This window comes from Prevotellamassilia timonensis (assembly GCF_900106785.1).
Taxonomy (GTDB): Bacteria; Bacteroidota; Bacteroidia; order Bacteroidales; family Bacteroidaceae; genus Alloprevotella; species Alloprevotella timonensis.
Genome location: NZ_LT629841.1, coordinates 106380 through 125231 on the forward strand (window position 1 = coordinate 106380; position 18852 = coordinate 125231).

At 52.7% G+C, this 18852-nt stretch carries 15 protein-coding genes and 1 tRNA gene; 4 read left to right on the forward strand and 12 right to left on the reverse strand.

All coding sequences use genetic code 11. The features are described from left to right. Positions 1-7 precede the first annotated feature (7 nt). The 4 genes from BQ5453_RS14420 to BQ5453_RS02345 all read left to right on the forward strand — a co-directional run bounded on the left by BQ5453_RS14420 (position 8) and on the right by BQ5453_RS02345 (position 7043). Positions 8-2470 (forward strand): ribonuclease III domain-containing protein, encoded by a 2463-nt coding sequence (locus BQ5453_RS14420; protein WP_071121977.1) that lies wholly within the window; start codon positions 8-10, stop codon positions 2468-2470. A 489-nt stretch (positions 2471-2959) separates the two neighbouring features. Next, positions 2960-4042, forward strand: coding sequence for a mannose-1-phosphate guanylyltransferase (locus BQ5453_RS02335; RefSeq protein WP_071121978.1), 1083 nt, complete (start codon positions 2960-2962; stop codon positions 4040-4042). Positions 4043-4330: 288 nt separating this feature from the next. Then, positions 4331-5692 (forward strand): histidine--tRNA ligase, encoded by a 1362-nt coding sequence (gene hisS / locus BQ5453_RS02340; RefSeq protein ID WP_022102990.1) that lies wholly within the window; start codon positions 4331-4333, stop codon positions 5690-5692. A 10-nt stretch (positions 5693-5702) separates the two neighbouring features. Next, the gene (locus BQ5453_RS02345; protein WP_071121979.1) at positions 5703-7043 is read left to right on the forward strand and encodes an NAD(P)-dependent oxidoreductase; all 1341 of its coding nucleotides are present in this window, start codon (positions 5703-5705) and stop codon (positions 7041-7043) included. A 308-nt stretch (positions 7044-7351) separates the two neighbouring features. Here BQ5453_RS02345 and BQ5453_RS14295 read toward each other — a convergent pair whose 3' ends face one another. The 12 genes from BQ5453_RS14295 to BQ5453_RS02405 form a co-directional block, all read right to left on the reverse strand. Continuing rightward, positions 7352-7489: a hypothetical protein gene (locus tag BQ5453_RS14295; protein ID WP_154668731.1), complete on the reverse strand. Its 138-nt coding sequence runs from the start codon at positions 7487-7489 to the stop codon at positions 7352-7354. Positions 7490-8077: 588 nt separating this feature from the next. Further along, positions 8078-8290 carry a membrane protein insertion efficiency factor YidD gene (gene yidD, locus BQ5453_RS02350; RefSeq protein WP_071121980.1) on the reverse strand — a complete coding sequence of 71 codons (213 nt, stop codon included), beginning with the start codon at positions 8288-8290 and terminating at the stop codon, positions 8078-8080. After that, complete coding sequence (rnpA, locus tag BQ5453_RS02355; protein WP_071122085.1) at positions 8287-8682, reverse strand: ribonuclease P protein component; 396 nt, start codon at positions 8680-8682, stop codon at positions 8287-8289. Before rnpA ends, yidD begins: the two co-directional genes overlap by 4 nt. 189 nt (positions 8683-8871) lie before the next feature. Continuing rightward, positions 8872-9612, reverse strand: coding sequence for a uroporphyrinogen-III synthase (locus BQ5453_RS02360; RefSeq protein WP_071121981.1), 741 nt, complete (start codon positions 9610-9612; stop codon positions 8872-8874). Positions 9613-9669: 57 nt separating this feature from the next. Beyond that, on the reverse strand, positions 9670-10686 hold the full coding sequence (locus BQ5453_RS02365; protein WP_071121982.1) for a DUF4271 domain-containing protein: 1017 nt from the start codon (positions 10684-10686) through the stop codon (positions 9670-9672). 115 nt (positions 10687-10801) lie between these two features. Further along, entirely contained in the window at positions 10802-11377 is a 576-nt protein-coding gene (locus BQ5453_RS02370; RefSeq protein WP_071121983.1) for an LOG family protein, read from the reverse strand. Between the two features lie 182 nt (positions 11378-11559). Next, the gene (gene metK, locus BQ5453_RS02375; protein WP_071122086.1) at positions 11560-12870 is read right to left on the reverse strand and encodes a methionine adenosyltransferase; all 1311 of its coding nucleotides are present in this window, start codon (positions 12868-12870) and stop codon (positions 11560-11562) included. A 240-nt stretch (positions 12871-13110) separates the two neighbouring features. Then, positions 13111-13185 (reverse strand) — tRNA-Val (locus tag BQ5453_RS02380). A 125-nt stretch (positions 13186-13310) separates the two neighbouring features. After that, positions 13311-13940 carry a hypothetical protein gene (locus BQ5453_RS02385; RefSeq protein ID WP_071121984.1) on the reverse strand — a complete coding sequence of 210 codons (630 nt, stop codon included), beginning with the start codon at positions 13938-13940 and terminating at the stop codon, positions 13311-13313. Between the two features lie 792 nt (positions 13941-14732). Then, positions 14733-16313, reverse strand: coding sequence for a S41 family peptidase (locus tag BQ5453_RS02395; RefSeq protein WP_071121986.1), 1581 nt, complete (start codon positions 16311-16313; stop codon positions 14733-14735). Next, positions 16310-16780 (reverse strand): pantetheine-phosphate adenylyltransferase, encoded by a 471-nt coding sequence (gene coaD / locus BQ5453_RS02400; protein WP_022101522.1) that lies wholly within the window; start codon positions 16778-16780, stop codon positions 16310-16312. Before coaD ends, BQ5453_RS02395 begins: the two co-directional genes overlap by 4 nt. Next, a complete protein-coding gene (locus BQ5453_RS02405) occupies positions 16777-18816 on the reverse strand; it encodes a DNA topoisomerase IV subunit B (protein ID WP_071121987.1) in 2040 nt (679 codons plus the stop codon). Before BQ5453_RS02405 ends, coaD begins: the two co-directional genes overlap by 4 nt. Positions 18817-18852: the final 36 nt, after the last annotated feature.

Sequence of the window (18852 nt, forward strand, 5' to 3'; positions counted from 1 at the left end):
CATATATATGATACTGAACTTATTTGACCGCATGAAGCTCCCCTTCCGCAAGAACAAGGAGTTTCTGTCGGCCCTATACGACATATTGGGCTTTTACCCGCACAATATCGAGATATACCGCATCGCTTTCTCGCACAAGTCGCTCAGCTACCGACGTGACGCCGACAGCAAAAAGGGCGGCAAGGACCGCAAGGCCAACAACCGCGACCGCAAACCGCGCAGCGAGAATACCTCGAAACCGCTCAACAACGAACGGCTCGAATATCTGGGCGACGCCGTGCTCGAGACTATCGTGAGCGACATTCTCTTCCACCACTTTCCACACAAGCGCGAGGGCTTTCTCACATCTACCCGCTCCAAAATCGTGCAGCGCGAGGCACTTAACCGACTGGCTGCCGACATGGGGCTCGAAAAGCTTATTCTGGCCGCACAAGGCACACGCATGAGCCACACCAACATTGGCGGCAATGCCTTTGAAGCGCTGATGGGGGCCATTTATCTGGACCGCGGCTTCAAAACTTGCCAATGGTTCATTAACAACCGCGTTATAGGCCAGTACGTCGACCTTGACAACGTGGCACAGAAGGAGGTTAACTTTAAGAGCAAACTGCTGGAGTGGAGTCAGAAAAACCGCATCAACATCAACTTTAAGGACTCTGCCTGCGATGGAGAAAAGGGTTTCCGCACCGTTATCAGCATCGAAGGCATCACCATAGCACGCGGCAGCGGACGCTCAAAAAAGGAGAGCCAGCAGGAGGCTTCGAAAGAGGCACTCACACGCATGCGCCGCGAGCCTGCCACATACGACAGCATTTTCCGTGCTAAAGAAAAGCGCACTGCCATGGAGGCCGAAGAGTCGTTCGCTCTGCCCAAAATCGACACCATCGAGGACGGACTGAGCAAGGGCAAGACTTCAAAAGCCAAGGGCAAAAATAGGGCCGACGCCCCCGTGCTCGAAGAGCAGGACAGCAAGGCTCCGAAGAGCGCACAGGAACTCTCCGACGAGGCTTACGACACAGCTTACGACGAGGCTGCCTCGTACGAAGTGATTGACACACCACCTGCCGAACCCGTGCTCACGGCCGAGGACTACGAGGCCAAGGGAATACCCGCTCCCCCCGAAGAGGACGAGCTGAAAGCTGCCGACGAGAGCCTGCGCAAAAAGCGCACACGCAACCGCGGCCCAAAGACCATGGGCGATGCCGTGAAGGGACAGACCAAGGGCGCCACTACCACCGAGGAGCGTGCCGCCAAACGCGAGGCAGAACGCCAAGCCGAAGTGGAACGACAACGCGCCAAGGCAGAGCACAAACGCCAAATGGCTGAAAAGGCCAAGGCCGAAGCCATCGAAACCAAGACAGAGCCTGAAGCCGTGCCCGAAGCTGTGGCAAGCGAGGCGCAGACACATGTATCGGGTCTGTTAGGCGCACTCCGCACACACGCCGACCACGAAGCTGAAGCCGTTGCAGAGAGCAGCTACGCCAAGACCGAAGCACCCAGTCACGCTGAGGCCGAAACACCCGTTGCCCCAAACGCTGAAATGGCCAATGACGCTGACACCGCCCACACAACCGACGAAGTGCAAATGCTGGCCGAAGTAGAAGAAACCTTCATCATAAAGGAGGACATCAAACCTGCACAGCAAGCTGAGGACGAAAGCCAAGAGGCCGCACTCGAAAGTCAAGAGACTTCAAACGAAAGCCAAGAGGCTACAAATGAAAGTCACGAAGTTGCGCTCGAAAGCCGCGAGGCCGCAAACAAAGCATCTGCTGAAATGGAAACAGAAGTTGAGCCCGAGGTCAAGCCCGAAGCTGAGACCGCATTTGACAGCGCAACAGAGAAGGCTGAAAATGAGGCTGGGGAGGCAGACAAAGTGGCCGAAGAAAGCGACTGTATGGCCGTTGATACTGACAGCGTAGCCGAAGAGGGTGATGACACTACCATCAACACCATTGACACTACCGTCACTGCCAACTACACTACCGCCACTGCCGTTGACACTACCGCCACTGCCGTTGACACTACCGCCACTGCCGTTGAAGCCACCGAGGTAGCTGAGCCCGAGGACAAAGACCTTGACAACGACAGCGAGTCAGATGCCGCCACAAGCATTGTGCCATCGCTCACGCTGGACGACATTGTGTTCGGCACAGAGCACGACGAGCATTTTGCCACATTGCGAGATAACAACTTTGACAACGCCGACAGCGAAAGCGACACTGCGGCACAAGCGGACGAGGCTGAAGCAGCGCAAGACAAGCCTCAGCGCAACAAAAAGCGGACTAACAACAACCGCCGTCGCCGCCGTCCACAAAATGCCAACAAGCAGGGCACAGAAAGCGACGCCAATGGCAAGGCCGAAAATGCAACCAGCGCCAATGCGCCCACAACCAATGCAGACAAGCCAAAGCCACACAAGCACAGAGGCCGCCGACGTCCTAACAAGGGCAAAAAAGAGGGCGACGCATAACGTGCTTCTATAACATAACTACCTCACCACGCGGGAGGGCATGCCTACAACTGTAACGCACATTACGGTTATTGGCACGCCCTCCCGCGTCATTTTACCAACCCCAATCCGTTGGTACAACTGCCGCTGATAATGATATAAAAGGCGGTTTTTCGTTTTTTTAATCCAGGGAGCAATACCAAACGGCAGTTTTTTTCGTTAACTTAGCATCGCTTTCACAACCATACGCCTCCCACTACGAGGAAAACTGGCCCCGAAAGCCATCATATCAAAAAACCAACAGGGTGGTTCTAATAATTCTGAAATAGGGATTTGTGCACTATCGGAAGTGTATTTTTGAAAGTTTGTGAGGGAGCATAGCGGGCTATGTGACCGAACAAACTTTCAAAAAGACACTTTCGAGAGTGTGCAAATCACATTTCAGAATAGCAGAAATCTAAAAACAGAATTTTTAGAACCACCCAATAACTAACCCACAAATCCTTGATAATGGAAACACGTAATAAGAACTACTGTATCATTCTGGCCGGTGGTGTTGGACGCCGCTTGTGGCCCGCAAGTCAGAAGGAGTTGCCCAAACAATTTATCGACTTCTTCGGCACAGGCCGCACCCTGCTGCAACAAACCTTCGACCGCTTTGCCCGTTTTATCCCCACCAACCACATATACATATCCACCTACGAGAGCTATGTGTCCCTTGTGCGCGAGCAACTGCCCGAAGTGCCCGAGGCCAACATTCTGCCCGAGCCCGTGCAGCTCAACACCGCCCCCGCAGCCATTTGGGGCACATGGCACACAGTGCTGTCCGATGCCGATGCCAATGTCGTGGTAAGTCCAGCCGACCAACTCATACAGCACGCCGACCGTTTCGAAGCCCAGATACTGCGCGGCCTCGACTACGTTGACACCCACGCCGACTTCCTGGCCATCGGTGTCAAACCCACGCAGCCCAACACGGCTTACGGCTACATACAGATGGGCAACGCCATAGGCAACGCCGATGACAAGCTGCACAAAGTGCAATCGTTCAGCGAGAAGCCCGAACTTGACTACGCCAAGATGTTTATGCAGAGCGGCGAGTTTCTGTGGAACACCGGCATATTCATGTGGAAAGGCAAGACCCTCGGCCAGCACCTCTCAAGCATGGCACACCGCCCCGACCGCCCCGTTGAAGAGGTGGCCAAACAAATGGTCACCATAGCCGAGGAGATGAACTACGTGCGCTCATGCATACCCGAGGGCCTGCCGCGCAGCATCGACCTGCTTGTGCTCGAGCACTGCAGCAATGTGGCAGTGCAGGAGTGCAACTTTGGGTGGGCCGACGTAGGTTGCTGGACAGAGCTGCATGAAGTGTCGCACACCGATGCCGACGGCAATGCCGTGAGCGGTGGTGCCCGCGTGATGCTGCAAGGCACCCAAAACTGCATGGTGCGACTGCCCCAACACATGAAAGCCATCATAGCCGGCCTCGACGGCTACGTGATAGCACAGCAAGGCGACATACTGATGATATGCCCCAACAGCGACCCCGACGCCACGCGCCGCCTCATCAACGAGGGCCAGTTCTTCTGACCTCCGCCCCCCCACGCCCCACATAGCCGCCCCGGTGCACCCGCCGCGGCTTTACTGGCAAAAAGTCTCCAATCCGTAACTGATGCCCCGCAGCATCAGCACAGATTGGAGACTTTTAGCATATATCAGCCACACGCCCCGCGCCGCCACATACAAAGCAGGCAGACGCAAGTCCCTCCGTCAAGAGCGTGTATTAAACCGCGCGTGTACAAAGAAATAAGGGTGAAGCTTTAATAAAAACATGGGTTTTTAGTAACTTTGCCCACAAATATCTAAAAATTTTACAACATGGCACAGAAACCAAGCATACCCAAAGGCACACGCGACTTTGGTGCGGTCGAAATGGCCCGCCGCAACTATATTTTCAACACCATACGTGAGGTGTACGCACTCTACGGCTTCCGTCAGATTGAAACGCCCGCCATGGAGAACCTCTCCACCCTCATGGGCAAGTATGGCGAGGAGGGCGACAAACTGCTCTTCAAGATACTCAACTCGGGCAACTTCCGTGGCGAAGTGACCGCCGAGGAATACGCCGAAAAAAATTCGGCCCAGCTCGCAGCCCGTTTCTGCGAGAAAGGCCTTCGCTACGACCTCACCGTGCCCTTTGCACGCTACGTGGTGCAACACCGCGACGAGTTGCAGATGCCCTTCAAGCGCTACCAGATACAACCCGTGTGGCGCGCCGACCGTCCGCAAAAGGGCCGCTACCGCGAGTTCTACCAGTGCGACGCCGACGTAGTAGGCTCCGACTCACTGCTCAACGAGGTAGAGCTGATGCAGATTGTCGACGAAGTATTCAGCCGTTTCGGCATTCGCGTCTGCATCAAGATCAACAACCGCAAAATTCTCAGCGGCATAGCCGAGATTATAGGGGCAGCCGACAAGATTGTCGACATCACCGTGGCCATTGACAAACTCGACAAGATAGGCCTTGACAAGGTAAACGAAGAGTTGCGCGCCGTAGGTCTGAGCGAAGAGGCTGTTGAAAAGTTGCAGCCCATCATCTCGCTTTCGGGCACCAACGAGCAGAAACTCGACACCATGCGCCAAGTACTGGCCGCCAGCGAGACAGGCTTGAAGGGAGTTGACGAAGTAGCCTTTGTGCTCAACGCCCTCAAGGCCAGCGAGCTGCGCAACGAGCTCGAGCTCGACCTCACCCTGGCCCGCGGCCTCAACTACTACACAGGCTGCATATTCGAGGTCAAGGCACTCGACGTACAGATAGGCTCCATCACCGGTGGCGGCCGCTACGACAACCTCACCGGCATATTCGGTCTGCCAGGCCTGAGCGGCGTCGGCATATCATTTGGTGCCGACCGCATCTACGACGTACTCACCCAGCTCGACCTCTACCCTGCCGAAACCAACTCGGGCGCCCGCATTCTGTTCATCAACTTTGGTGCCAACGAGGCCGCCCACTGCCTGCGCCTGGCCGCCGCCATACGCAAGGCCGGCATCTCGGCCGAGGTATACCCCGACTCTGTTAAAATGAAAAAACAAATGAGCTACGCCAACGCCCACAAAGTGCCCTTCGTAGCCCTGGTTGGCGAGAGCGAAATGGCCGAAGGCAAGGTAGCCCTTAAAAACATGGAGACCGGCGAGCAGCAAAGCCTCAGCATCGACGAGGTGATTGAACACATCAAGTAAACACAAACTGATGAACGAAGAGAACACACACCACCTGCCCTATTTTGACGAGGTAAACAAAATGTACACCATGCGCGAGGCCATTGAAGAAGCCAAGCGCTGCCTGCACTGCAAAGTGCCACAATGCAAAAAGGGCTGCCCCATCGAGAACAACATACCCGACTTCATACACGAGCTCTCAAAGGGCAACATGGGCGAGGCCATGGCCATACTGCACGAAAAAACCAACCTGCCCGCCATCTGCGGCCGTGTGTGCCCACACGAAAAGCAGTGCGAAGGCCATTGCGTGCTCGGCCGCCGCGACAACCCCGTGCGAGTGGGCAAGCTCGAAAGCTTTATAGCACAATTCGACGCCGAAATGAACCTGACCCACGAGCGCATACCCGAAAAAACACGCGGCAAGGTGGCCGTCATAGGTTCAGGCCCCGCCGGCCTTACCGTGGCAGGCGACCTGGCGCGCCAGGGCTTCAATGTCACCATATTCGAAGGGCAGCCCGAACCAGGCGGCGTGCTGATGTACGGCATACCCGAGTACCGACTGCCCAAAGCCGTGGTGCGCAACGAAATTAAGCGCATCGAGGCACTCGGCGTACACTTTGTAACCAACTGCCTTGTAGGCGCGCCCGAGAGCGGTGTCACCGTCGACAGCCTGTTTGCTCAAGGCTTCGACGCCATATTCATGGGCACCGGCACCGCCCTGCCCCAAAACCTCAACGTGCCGGGGGCTAATCTGCGCCGCGTCACACAGTCAACCGACTTCCTGCACAACGTCAACGCCTACGTCGAAGGCGCCCTGCCCTACGAGATGGTACCACTGCGCAAGGGCGACCGCGTGGCCGTGATAGGCGGTGGCAACGTGGCCATGGACGCCGCACGCACCGCACAGCGCCTGGGCGGCGACGTCACCGTCATATACCGCCGCACGCAAGAGGAGATGCCCGCCATCAAGAGCGAGTACGAAGACGCTGTAAAGGAAGGCGTAAAATTCATGTGGAAAACCAACTCCATCGAATTCCTTGGCAACGAAAAGGGCCGTGTGCGTGCCATCAGACTGGCCACCCCCGACGGCGAACACACCGTAGAGTTCGACCGCGTGTTCCTGGCCATCGGCTCACGCCCCGCCAGCCGCATCGTTGGCACCACCAAGGGTATCGACGTCGACGAGAAAGGCTACGTCATTGTGGGCGACCGTCCCAAGGGCATGACCACCCGCCGCGGTGTGTTTGCCGGAGGCGACGTCGTACACCGTCCGCAAACGGTGGTGCTGGCCATGAAGGCTGCCAAAGAGGTGGCTGTAGGCATAGCCCAATATGTCGACGCCATCAAGTTGCTCGAGGAGTGTGGACAGTAAACCTAAAGGGTGGTTCTAATAAATCTGTTTTTAGAACCACCCTGAAGTGTTAAAAAGGCACGATTGTTACAAAATGCGCATTTATTTTGAATATTTGTTGCATAATGTTTGTCAATTAAAATAAAAGATTTACATTTGCACCGCAACCATGAAAATTAAGTGTGCCACACAAAGCCACACTTAACAACCGCGCATCGGTCATCAGGTGGAACGCCACTATGCCGTGCGTAACAACCATCCCAACCTACGCTTAACCTATGGCGAAACACACAATGAGAGATTATACCTCTTCATAATGAATTGTTTTTTTAAGGGTGGAACCTGCTAAGGGTTCCGCCCTTTTTTGTGCGCTGGTCTATCGCCATCGTGTTGCGCACCAGTTTGCTCACGGGCACAGACCCTTTGTCTGCCCACTTGTAAAAGAGTGCGTGTGTTTTTACTGCCATCTTACACTTTTTGTACGTAACAAGTTGATATACAGAGGTTTCAAAAGTGTAAGATGATTTCAAAGTATCTTACACGCCCCTACATACATCTTACACACCCCACCCCGCTGTCGCGCAGTCGATTTAGACGTATGCAGTGGTTTATACGCCATAGGGACGTAGAGAAATCTGTCGGAGCAACAGATTATTCTGCTCCCCTATGCCGTAAGATCTGCCTCCCGTGCTTGTGCCGTGTGGCAGTGTGAGGTGTGTGTAGGTTGTGTGTAGGTGGAATTGGTAGTATCTTACACTGAGTAAAGTGTTGACAATCAATGAGTTGCAGCATTTTAGTGTAAGATGTAAGATACTCGGCGTGTAAGATAGTGTAGTATGGTAAAAGCCCCGCAAGCACTAAACGCAAGCACTAAACGCTACCACAAAACGCAAGCATTAATGGTGGCGACGCGTCTCGCGGGGATAATGCAGCTGTTATTTAGTAGCGTTTGTATGCTTTTCCTGTCACTATCCCGACGCGAGACGCGTCGCCCCCATTAGAGGTAGCGTTTTATGATAGCGTTTGATGCCAATTTTGAACGGACTATGCCACAATTATGGCACAGGGTCGTAACCACTGCCGCCCCAGGGGTGGCAACGCAATATGCGTTTGACAGCCAGATACAAGCCCTTCATTGGTCCGTACTTTTGCAACGCCTCAACAGCATACTGTGAACAAGTGGGCGTAAAGCGGCAAGCTGGCGGCAGCATGGGCGAAATATAACGCTGATAGAAGCGTATGGGCAATATGAGCAAGCGTGTTATCATGACAATGCGATGTTTTCCCTAATTCGGCGTAACGCCACCTCCATGCGGGCACTCACAATGTGCGACGGCACAGGGCGGTCAGACAGCCATATAAAGGCTATGTGCAGCGCCTTATCGTTGGGCAATGCCTCGACAAGCTGGTGCTTTTGCAAGCGATATGCCTCACGCAGCTGGCGCTTGGCGCGATTGCGGTCTACGGCATGCTTGAAGTGGCGCTTCGACACGCTGAGCAGCACCTTAGCCTGCGGACCGCTGCCGGCATAGGGCAACATGCGGTATGTCACACGCAGGGGGTAAACGCTCATTGAGCGGCTGCCTGCGGTGAACAGAGCGTCAATCTCGGTTTTCAAACACAAGTGCTCGGGTTTGCGAAAGGTAAAACGTTTTGTCATAATAGCCATATTCATTCATTTAATAGCCTCATTCATTTGTAAGTCACTGCGCGCCGTGTGCGCTGCCGGACCCCGTATAATGGTTCGTACAACTAACTTAAAAAGGCATGAGCCCACTCGCCCTACGGGGCTGTTGTGAAGTCATGCCTTTTGTTGTGTATGTGTTGTTATACTGTGCGTAGTATATTACTATTTGTTCTCTCCGAGATATATCTCGATGGCAGCCGTCATTGAGCGTGCCTGAGGCGTGGGGGCAAAGAGGTCGCAGCGCAAGCCGGCCTCCTCAATAGCCGCTTTTGTTACACCGCCAAAGCAAGCCAAGCGCTTGTCGCCCTGTTTGAAGTCGGGGAAGTTCTCAAGCAACGACTTCACACCGGCAGGGGTAAAGAGCACGATCATGTCAAAGTCAAAATCCTTGTCCTTGGGATAATCGTTGGTCACGGTACGATACATCACGCATTCGGTGTGCTTGAGCTTTTTCTCATCAAGCATACGGGCCACATCGTCGTTGTGCACGTCCGACAATGGCACGAGGTAATTTTCCGTCTTGTGTTTGGCCATCACCGTTACCAGCTCGGGCCAACGACCTGTGCTGCCAAAGAACACCTTGCGCTTGCGATACTGAACATACTTTTGAATGTAAAGGGCAATAGCCTCCGACAATCCGAAATATTTCATATCCTCGGGCAAAACCACACGCATCTCCTTGCAGAGAGTGAAGAAAAAGTCCACAGAGTGGCGTGAGGTGAACACAATGGCCGAGTGGTCGAGAATTTGAATTTTTTGTTGGCGGAACTCACGCGCGGTGAGGCCTTCGACCTTTATAAAGGGGTGGAAAGTAAATTCCACGTGTTCTTTGTTTGCAATCTCGAAGTAGGGAGATTTTTCGGAAGTAGGTTTCGGCTGCGAAACAAGAATCTTCTTGATCATGACTACTTTTTAGTTCAGCATAGCGGCCGCTCAAGACCGCGGATTTTGTATCGTTAATTAGTTAATTGTTAACAGGAAATTGCACGCGTAAATCAGTGCGCGGAACAATATGAATAGGGGTGCTATTTCAAGGGTGCAAAAGTACAAAAAAAGATGCACCCAGCCCAGCGTGTAACTGAAAAATATGCGTGAGCACTTGTACAACAGCAGCATTTTGTCAATTACGAGTATGCAAAAGAAGCTTATAAACATATTATGCATACTAAGGTCGAAATACACTACCAACAATGCCACTGGCAGCAAGGCAAGACCAAGCCCGAGCACACACAGCATGTACGACTCTGCCCATTGCTCGTTTTGCTTGCGTTCGAAAAAGATGTGGTTGACAAAGGTGTAAACTGCCATTTTGAACAGAAAGTACACACAGCACAGCCCCACACTCACGCCCAGCACCTTGTAGGGCGAGAGTTGGTTGAACACCTGCACCTGGTAATCCTGCGTGTAGTCGAAGAACAGAATGCCTAACACAAAGCAGGTTTGGAAGATAAGGAACAGCTGCCCGCGTATTTCGGTCTGCGTGCGCTCGGCAAACAGATTTTCGCGCTGACGGTGATGAAAGAAGTCCTTCACCTGATGGCGCAGGTAATGGCGCGAACGCGAAATAACCCACACCACGAGGAAGAAGCTCACCATCAGCACAATGGTTACAAAGCTGTCGGTGCGAAACAGATAGGGCACGGGGTCGCCCGCTATGCCCGATGTTTTCAAGCCCACGAGCGAGTTCTTTTTTACGCCCGCCACACTGTCGAGTTGTTGCACGAACGCATTCTTGGGCATATAGGTGAGCGCGTGCTCCCAATAGTCGCTTTCAAGCGCAACGGGCTTCATTTCGAGCGGTTGTCCTGCTGGCAACGGGCGCATCTGCCGCGGGTCGGGCGGCAGGGTGTCTGCCGGAACTTCTTTTTTATGCCGGGGCTGGTATTTGCGCACACTACCCTGCCCGCTCTCAACCTCAAGAGCGGCTTCCATGTCGGTGTGTGTCACCAACGAGTCGGTTGTTGTTATTTTTGGCATGCTATGAGTGATGTGCAAATGTATGGATACAAGCTAAATATGCGCTAAGCAGATGCCCCAATTTAGCTATTGTGAATTGGTGCGGCGTTAACCTATGGGATGTTTGAACACCTGCTTACATGGCAGCAAACTTGCGCAGCGACTTGTCCCACAACGGTGTAGTCTGTGCCAACTGCAGGGCTTCGGCCGGTGTGGCGGCCACTTGCCAGATGGCGGCATGCTGGCTGCGCATAAATTGCTCGTCGACGGCACGCTGCAACTGTTGCAACAAGGGGTCGTAATAGCCCCCGGTGTTGAGCACCACTATGGGTTTGAGATACAGGCCGAGCTGCTTCCACGTAATGATTTCGAGCAGTTCCTCAAGCGTGCCTACCCCACCCGGCAGGGCTATGCAGGCATCGCTCATTTCGGCCATGAGCTCCTTGCGGCGGTGCATGTTGGGCGTCACCTCCAGACGTGTCATGCCCGTGTGCTGCCACCCTTGGTCTATCATAAATTGAGGTATTACGCCCACGGCCTTGCCGCCATTGGCAAGGCAAGCGTCGGCACAAGCCCCCATCAGCCCTGTGCGGCCCGCACCATTCACCAATGTGTGGCCGCCCAAGGCAATAAGGCGGCCCAGTTCATGGGCCGCCTTTATATACGTCTGCGGCACTTGGCCGCTTGATGCGCTATATACTGTAATTTGCATTAAGTAGGTATTCAAAATTAGTTTATATAACCATGTTCAGAATTAGTCGATATGCCTTGGCGCATTCTTTCGCCCATAAACATAGGTTTCATCGGTCACGTAGCCCGCTACGCTCCCTCTTCAACCTATGTTTATGAACGAAATACTGCACCAATTCATATCAACTAATTTTGAACACCTACTTACAATCCAAATTCTTTCTTAATCTCGTCCACCTTGTCGAGTTTTTCCCAAGTGAAGAGTTCCACCTGCATGGTCTTTTCGTCAGCCTTGCCCTCGTTAAAAGTCTTGCTCACCAGTTCGGGGGTACGACCCACATGGCCATAGCTTGCAGTTTCTTCGTAAATGGGCTGGCGCAACTTGAGATCCTCTTCAATGGCTGCCGGACGCAAATCGAACATTTTGCCAATGATTTGGGCTATCTCACCATCGGTCTTGTTTACATGGCTGCGTCCATAAGTGTCCACATATATTGATATAGGCTCTGCCTTGCCAATGGCATAGCTCAGCTGTACGAGCATTTCGTCGGCCACGCCGGCAGCCACCATATTCTTGGCAATGTGTCGGGCAGCGTATGCTGCTGAGCGGTCTACCTTTGAGGGGTCTTTGCCTGAGAAGGCTCCACCGCCGTGTGCGCCCTTGCCGCCATAGGTGTCTACAATAATCTTGCGACCCGTAAGGCCCGTGTCGCCATGAGGACCGCCAATCACAAACTTGCCCGTGGGATTGACATAGTATTTGATGTTACCCTTGTGGAAAAGGGCTTTAATTTCGGGAGTATGGACACGCTCGTCTATCACGCGCGGAATGAGTATCTCCTCCACGTCTTTTTGTATGCGAGCCTGCATCTGGCGGTCGGCCTCCTCTTGTGAGCCAGCCTCAGCAGCACTGATAAACTCGTCGTGCTGGGTGCTCACCACAATGGTGTCGATGCGCTGTGCCACGTTGTTGTCGTCATACTCCACAGTCACCTGGCTCTTTGAGTCGGGACGCAAGTAGGTCATAACCTTGCCCTCGCGGCGTATTTCGGCCAGCACATACACGATGTCGTGGGCCAGCGAAAGCGGCAGCGGCATGTAAGTGTCAGTTTCGTTATTGGCATAACCAAACATCATGCCCTGGTCGCCGGCACCTTGTGCCTTGCGGTCGATGTTGTTGTCGGCCCCTTTGCGGTCCACACCGCGGTTGATGTCGGCACTCTGCTCATGAATGGCGCTGAGTATGCCACAGCTCTCTGCCTCAAACTTGTATTCAGCCTTGGTGTAGCCAATGCGTGCAATGGTGTGGCGCACCACGTTCTGCAAGTCAACGTAGGCTTCGGTCTTTACTTCTCCGGCCACAACCACCTGTCCGGTGGTCACGAGCGTTTCGCAAGCTACTTTCGAGTTGGGGTCGTATGCCAGCAACTGGTCAAGCACGGCGTCAGATATTTGGTCTGCCACCTTGTCGGGGTGTCCTTCCGACACCGATTCGGACGTAAATAAATATCCCATGATATTGTGTGAGAATAAATAGTTAAAACACAAAACAGCCTGCTTTCGCATGGCGGAAACAGGCAAGGCAGAACTCAGCTAAAATGTTTTGCAATTCGCGAGGTGTGTGCGCCAGCGTTTGTAGCCCATAGCACCCATTGCGCAGCCCGCAGCCACACATCACGAGTTTTAGCATTGTTTTTGAGAGGTTGCAAGCAGCCAAATCTGTCCTCTGTTGTTTCGCTAATAAAACTTAGTTAGTAGGGACGATCGGGCTCGAACCGATGACCTCTGCAATGTGACTGCAGCGCTCTAAACCAACTGGGCTACGCCCCTAACTTTTGTTTTCGGGTGCAAAGTTACGCTTTACTATGAGAAAGGCAAAGCAAATGCCGACTTTTTTTGAGGGAAACAATTACAATGGCAAGGCAGAGCCAAATGCAGCAGAACATGATGTCCCATCAGTCCCAGCCATCTGTTTGAATAAAAAACCTCCATTTTATTGTGTCTTTTATTTGTGGTATACTAATGTCTACTCTGTTTTTATTATCATCATATCCAACAAACCTTGTATAGGTAATAAAAGTCGTTACACTGGGATCCGCTTCACTCCGAATCACATCAAATGTTTTGATATCGCCTCCCATGGAGGGATATCCCATATTTTCCTTGTAAAATTTAGGGCAAATCATGAGACCACTCGGAGGCGTAACTACATTCAGAGTGTAGACCTTTGTTGAAACATAATACTTCCTATTAGACTTTAAGCCATACTTCGAAGCCCATTCACCAAAGCGCACAATTCTCCACCTTGTATTAAAAGTTTGTGAGACTTTACTTATTGTGTAAGATTCACCTTCTTTATAGTTAATGACTTCCTTACTTCCAACTTGAATAGGAAGTTCTCCTGTTGCGAAGACAGACTGCTCAAATTGCGCCTCGCTGCTATAGTAAGTTACATTCAGATTTCTGATAGTTATCTCATTCCCATCATTCATAGTGATGGTTGCGGTATGAGGTTCAGTATCACAAGCTACCACCAACAGGACTATTACAAATACAATATAAATAAAGTTCTTGCCGTATCTCATAGCTAATATTCTAATAGTGTTTTACGATGCGAATATAAGGAAAATCTCCACACTAATACATCTATTCGGCTACATTAACCAGAGTTTATACTACTTCACCAAAAAACATCAGCCGCAAGTCGTTAACTTACAAAACAAATAACCATTAATGCGCAATAAGAACAAACAGAAATGCAGAGAGTTATATACCACAGAGTTCCTATCCACCACCCCTTGCGCACATACACAAAAAAAGCAGTGTCGTATAGACACTGCTGAGGAAAAAGAGCCTTGCAAGCAGGGAAAGACTGCAAGACTCTGGGGGAAGGGGAAGTTGTTCCACTCCGATTCGAACGGGGACTGAGAGAACCAAAAACTCTAGTGCTGCCATTACACCATGGAACATCCACAAAAGGGCATTTCTGCTCTTTGCAGTGCAAAAGTACGACAAGTTTTCCGAACAACCAAATTTTGGTGCATAAAAAGTGCATCGTACAGATAAAAGTGGACACAAAAGTGGCCTACATGCCCTTCCGCGAGCACAAAACTCGCACAAAACGCTAGCTCTAATGGGGGCGACGCGTCTCGCGTCGGGGAAAAATAGCACTAAATAAAGGCTCACAGATAGTACTAATTTCACCACTATCTGTGAGCCTTTGCTTTAATTTTCCCGACGCGAGACGCGTCGCCCCCATTAGTGCTTGCGTTTGAAGCTTGCGTTGGGTGTTAGCGTTTGGTGTTAGCGCTTGGTGTTAGCGCTTGGTGTTAGCGTTTGGTACTTGCGTTGGGCACTTGCGTTTTATGCTTATGACCTTACTTGCCCTCGCTCAAGAACTGGAGCGCACGCTTTACAATGTCGCTGCGCTTGTTCACCAGGCGGAAGTACTCATTGCGGTCCCAGAGATCGTAGGCAATGGTGGTTTTGAGCGTAAACTGCAAATCCTTGAGTGCCGACTCGCGCTCCTTGTCGTCCTTAGGCTCCACCTTTTTGCGCTTGCCCTCGGCCATGATAGAATCGGTGAGTGAGGCGGGCACCTCAAAGTTCTTGTCAAAATCCTCAAACTTGCGATATTTGCGCTTCAGCTCCTTGCGGTGGTCGTCCACATAGCGCAGTGTCCACTCGTTAATGAGGTTGTAGCGGCGCAGCGCGCGGTAGTAGGGCGTGTAAGTGGTTGTGTCGAGCGGCACAAATATGTCGGGCATAATGCCACCGCCACCATACACGGTACGCCCCTTTACCAGGGTTTTGTACACCTTGGCCGAGTCAAGGTGTATGCTGTCAATGCAAGTCAGCTCGCCACGGGTGTAGCGCTTTTCAAGGTCCTGGTCGTACTCACTCTTCTCGCCCTTGGTGTAGGGCTTTTGAATGCAGCGACCCGAGGGCGTGTAATAGTGCGACACGGTGAGGCGTATCATCGAACCGTCGGGCAAGTCGATGGGGCGCTGTACGAGCCCCTTTCCAAATGTGCGTCGGCCAATAATGGTGCCACGGTCGTGATCCTGTACGGCACCGCTCACAATTTCGGCTGCCGAGGCGGTAAACTCGTCAACGAGTATGACCACGCGGCCCTCAGTCTGCATCAGTCCGTTGCCCTCTGAGCGCAATTCCTGACGCGGCATCACGCGGCCGTCGGTATACACTATCATCGAGCCATTGGGCAGGAACTCACTGGCCACCTCCTGCGCTGCGTTAAGGTAGCCACCGCCATTCATACCGAGGTCAAGAATGAGGTCCTTCATGCCCTGCTTCCGCAGTTCGGCTATCTTGTCGTGCACCTCCTTGCCCGATGTGGCACCAAAACTGTCAAGGTGTATGTAGCCGGCAGTAGGCGTTATCATGTAAGCAGCATCAACCGTGTTGACGGGTATCTTGTCGCGCACCACCTTAAAGTGCAGCACACTGTTTGTGCCACGGCGCACAATGTCAAGGTTGGCAACGGTGCCCTTCGGCCCGCGCAGTTTGGTCATGATGCTGTCGCGGTCCATCTTCACACCGGCTATGGTCACGCCATTAACGGCAATGATGCGGTCGCCGGCCAGCACCCCCGCACGCTCGCAAGGGCCTTTGCTTATAACCTGCAACACCACGAGGGTATCCTTCACCATGTTAAAGCTCACGCCGATACCCTCAAAGTTGCCACTGAGCGGTTCGTTCAGTTTTTTGGTGTCCTTGGCATTGGTGTACGACGAGTGCGGGTCGAGTTTGCTGAGCATGCCGTTAATGGCGTCCTCGGCCAGTTTCTTTTGGTCCACACTGTCAACGTAGAGGCTGGTGATGGCCACCTGTGCCATTTGCAGTTTTTTGATTTGCTCAAAGTCCACATCGCCAAAGCGCGATTGTGCGCAGGCGGGCAGTGTGAGCAAGATGGCTAAAAGCAGATAGATATGTTTCATTTCAGTAAGTTGGTTTCGGTTTGTGCCGGCTGCGGCAAAAACGCGCTCACGTCCTTGCCATAGGCAATAAGTTCGCGCACCACGCTCGACGATATGTCGGAATAATGTGCTTCGGTAAAGAGCATGACGGTTTCGACGCCCGCCAGCCGCTTGTTCATGGCAGCAATGTCGCGTTCGTACTCAAAGTCCTTTACAGAGCGCAAGCCGCGCAATATGAATTGTGCGCCCTCGCGCCGCACCAGGTCGATGGTCAAGTCGTTGTAAGCCACCACCTTGATGCGCGGCTCATTGGCATACACGCGGCGTATGGCCTCCACACGCTGTTCGGGGTCATAGAACGAGCGCTTTTTATCGTTTACGCCCACCCCTATCACGATGCGGTCGAACATGGGCAACCCGCGCTCCACTATGCTGGCATGTCCCACCGTAAAGGGGTCGAACGAGCCGGGAAATATAGCTACTTTCATAAGTCGTTGGTATCTTCGTCGGCCAAGTCTTCCTCAACCACCAGATTGTCTATTATAAAACCTTGGCGCTCCATGGTGTTTTTACCCATATAGTACTCGAGCAGCTTGCCCACATTGTCGCTCTTGTGCAGCGTAACGGGGTCGAGGCGCATGTCGGGACCTATAAAGTTTTTGAACTCGTCGGGATCTATCTCGCCCAAACCTTTGAAACGGGTTATTTCGGGGTTCGGACTGAGCTTTTCGATAGCTGCCAGACGCTCCTCGTCGCTGTAGCAATAAATGGTTTCATACTCTGAGCGGTCGCTCACCTGCGTCTTTTTCAGTATGGCAGCCCCCGCGCTGGCATCGGTCACCGTTTTGGGCTTGTTTGCCCCGCGCACCTTCTTCTTTTTGTTACGCACACGGAAGAGGGGCGTTTGCAGTATGTACACGTGCCCCTTCTTGATAAGGTCGGGGAAGAACTGCAGGAAGAAGGTGATAATGAGCAGCCTGATGTGCATACCGTCCACATCGGCATCAGTGGCCACAATCACCTTGTTGTAGCGCAGCCCGTCGAGTCCGTCCTCTATGTTGAGGGCTGCTTGCAACAGGTTGAACTCCTCGTTTTCGTACACCACCTTTTTGGTCAGACCATAACAGTTGAGCGGCTTGCCGCGCAGCGAGAACACGGCTTGCGTCTGCGCATTACGTGTTTTGGTTATCGAGCCGCTGGCCGAGTCACCCTCGGTAATGAATATAGACGACTCTTGTCGCGGGTCTTCTTGGTCGTCGTCGCCCTTTTTGCGCGACTTTGGAGCGGGGTCGTTAAGGTGTATGCGGCAGTCGCGCAACTTGCGGTTGTGCAGGTTGGCCTTTTTGGCGCGCTCGCGTGCCAATTTGGTCACACCGGCTATGGCCTTGCGCTCCTTCTCGCTCTCCTCTATTTTTTGCTTGATAACCTCGGCCACATCGGTGTGCTTGTGCAGGAAGTTATCTACATTTTCCTTTATAAAGTCGCCCACGAACTTGTTCACGCTCACGCCAGACAGTGGGAAGGGTTTCCCGTTCGAGTCCTTGTCGGGGGCCATGGTGAGCGAGCCGAGCTTGATTTTTGTCTGACTCTCAAACAATGGCTCTATCACACGTATGGCTATGGCGGCCACCAAACCGTTGCGCACGTCCTGCACATCGTAGTTCTTGCCGAAATACTCCTTTATGGCCTTGGCTATGTGCTCCTTAAAGGCACTTTGGTGCGTACCGCCCTGGGTGGTATGTTGTCCGTTAACAAACGAGTAATACTCCTCGCCATACTGCGAGGTGTGGGTAAAGGCTATATCGATGTTTGGCCCTGTCAGGTGTACGATGGGGTACAGGCCCGGCGCAGTCATGTTGTCGTTGAGCAAGTCCTCAAGTCCGTTGCGGCTCAATATGCGCCGCCCGTTGTAAAAGATGGCAAGTCCGGTGTTGAGGTAGGTATAGTTGCGGAGCATGTTCTCAACAAACTCTCCGTGGAATCGGTAGTGCTGAAACAGCGTGCTGTCTGGCTCAAAAAATATGTAAGTGCCGTTTTCCTCCTCGCAAGGGCCTTGTTCGTCGCTCACGAGCACACCTTTCTCAAATATGGCCTCATGCATCTGGCCATCGCGCACACTGCGTGCAATAAAGCGGCTCGACAGGGCATTAACAGCCTTCAAGCCCACACCATTCATACCCACCGAGGCGGTAAACACAGCGGTGTCGTACTTGCCGCCCGTGTTGAGTTTCGACACAGCATCTACCAAGGCACCAAGGGGTATGCCACGGCCATAGTCGCGTATTTCGGCAGTGAGGTTGTCGTGTATGTTCACCTCAATGCGTTTGCCAAACCCCTCGTTAAACTCGTCGATACTATTGTCTATACTCTCCTTGAGCAGCACATATATACCATCTTCGGCATGTGAGCCATCGCCCAAGCGACCAATGTACATGCCGGGACGCGTACGTATGTGCTCGGTATCCTCAAGATGTCGTATTTTGCTCTCGTCATAAACGACGGTCGAAGTATTCTCGTTCTCCATTGTCTTGTTATGTTTATGGCAGACCCGTTAACTCGT

Excerpts from the sequence above, each read along its gene's own strand:
- rnpA (WP_071122085.1), bottom strand. The coding sequence starts at position 8,682 with ATGACAAAACGTTTTACCTTTCGCAAACCCGAGCACTTGTGTTTGAAA.
- BQ5453_RS02365 (WP_071121982.1), bottom strand. The coding sequence starts at position 10,686 with ATGCCAAAAATAACAACAACCGACTCGTTGGTGACACACACCGACATG.
- BQ5453_RS02360 (WP_071121981.1), bottom strand. The coding sequence starts at position 9,612 with ATGATCAAGAAGATTCTTGTTTCGCAGCCGAAACCTACTTCCGAAAAA.
- BQ5453_RS02335 (WP_071121978.1), top strand. The coding sequence starts at position 2,960 with ATGGAAACACGTAATAAGAACTACTGTATCATTCTGGCCGGTGGTGTT.
- BQ5453_RS14295 (WP_154668731.1), bottom strand. The coding sequence starts at position 7,489 with ATGGCAGTAAAAACACACGCACTCTTTTACAAGTGGGCAGACAAAGGG.
- yidD (WP_071121980.1), bottom strand. The coding sequence starts at position 8,290 with ATGATAACACGCTTGCTCATATTGCCCATACGCTTCTATCAGCGTTAT.
- metK (WP_071122086.1), bottom strand. The coding sequence starts at position 12,870 with ATGGGATATTTATTTACGTCCGAATCGGTGTCGGAAGGACACCCCGAC.
- BQ5453_RS02385 (WP_071121984.1), bottom strand. The coding sequence starts at position 13,940 with ATGAGATACGGCAAGAACTTTATTTATATTGTATTTGTAATAGTCCTG.
- BQ5453_RS02395 (WP_071121986.1), bottom strand. The coding sequence starts at position 16,313 with ATGAAACATATCTATCTGCTTTTAGCCATCTTGCTCACACTGCCCGCC.
- BQ5453_RS02345 (WP_071121979.1), top strand. The coding sequence starts at position 5,703 with ATGAACGAAGAGAACACACACCACCTGCCCTATTTTGACGAGGTAAAC.
- BQ5453_RS14420 (WP_071121977.1), top strand. The coding sequence starts at position 8 with ATGATACTGAACTTATTTGACCGCATGAAGCTCCCCTTCCGCAAGAAC.
- BQ5453_RS02370 (WP_071121983.1), bottom strand. The coding sequence starts at position 11,377 with ATGCAAATTACAGTATATAGCGCATCAAGCGGCCAAGTGCCGCAGACG.
- hisS (WP_022102990.1), top strand. The coding sequence starts at position 4,331 with ATGGCACAGAAACCAAGCATACCCAAAGGCACACGCGACTTTGGTGCG.
- BQ5453_RS02405 (WP_071121987.1), bottom strand. The coding sequence starts at position 18,816 with ATGGAGAACGAGAATACTTCGACCGTCGTTTATGACGAGAGCAAAATA.
- coaD (WP_022101522.1), bottom strand. The coding sequence starts at position 16,780 with ATGAAAGTAGCTATATTTCCCGGCTCGTTCGACCCCTTTACGGTGGGA.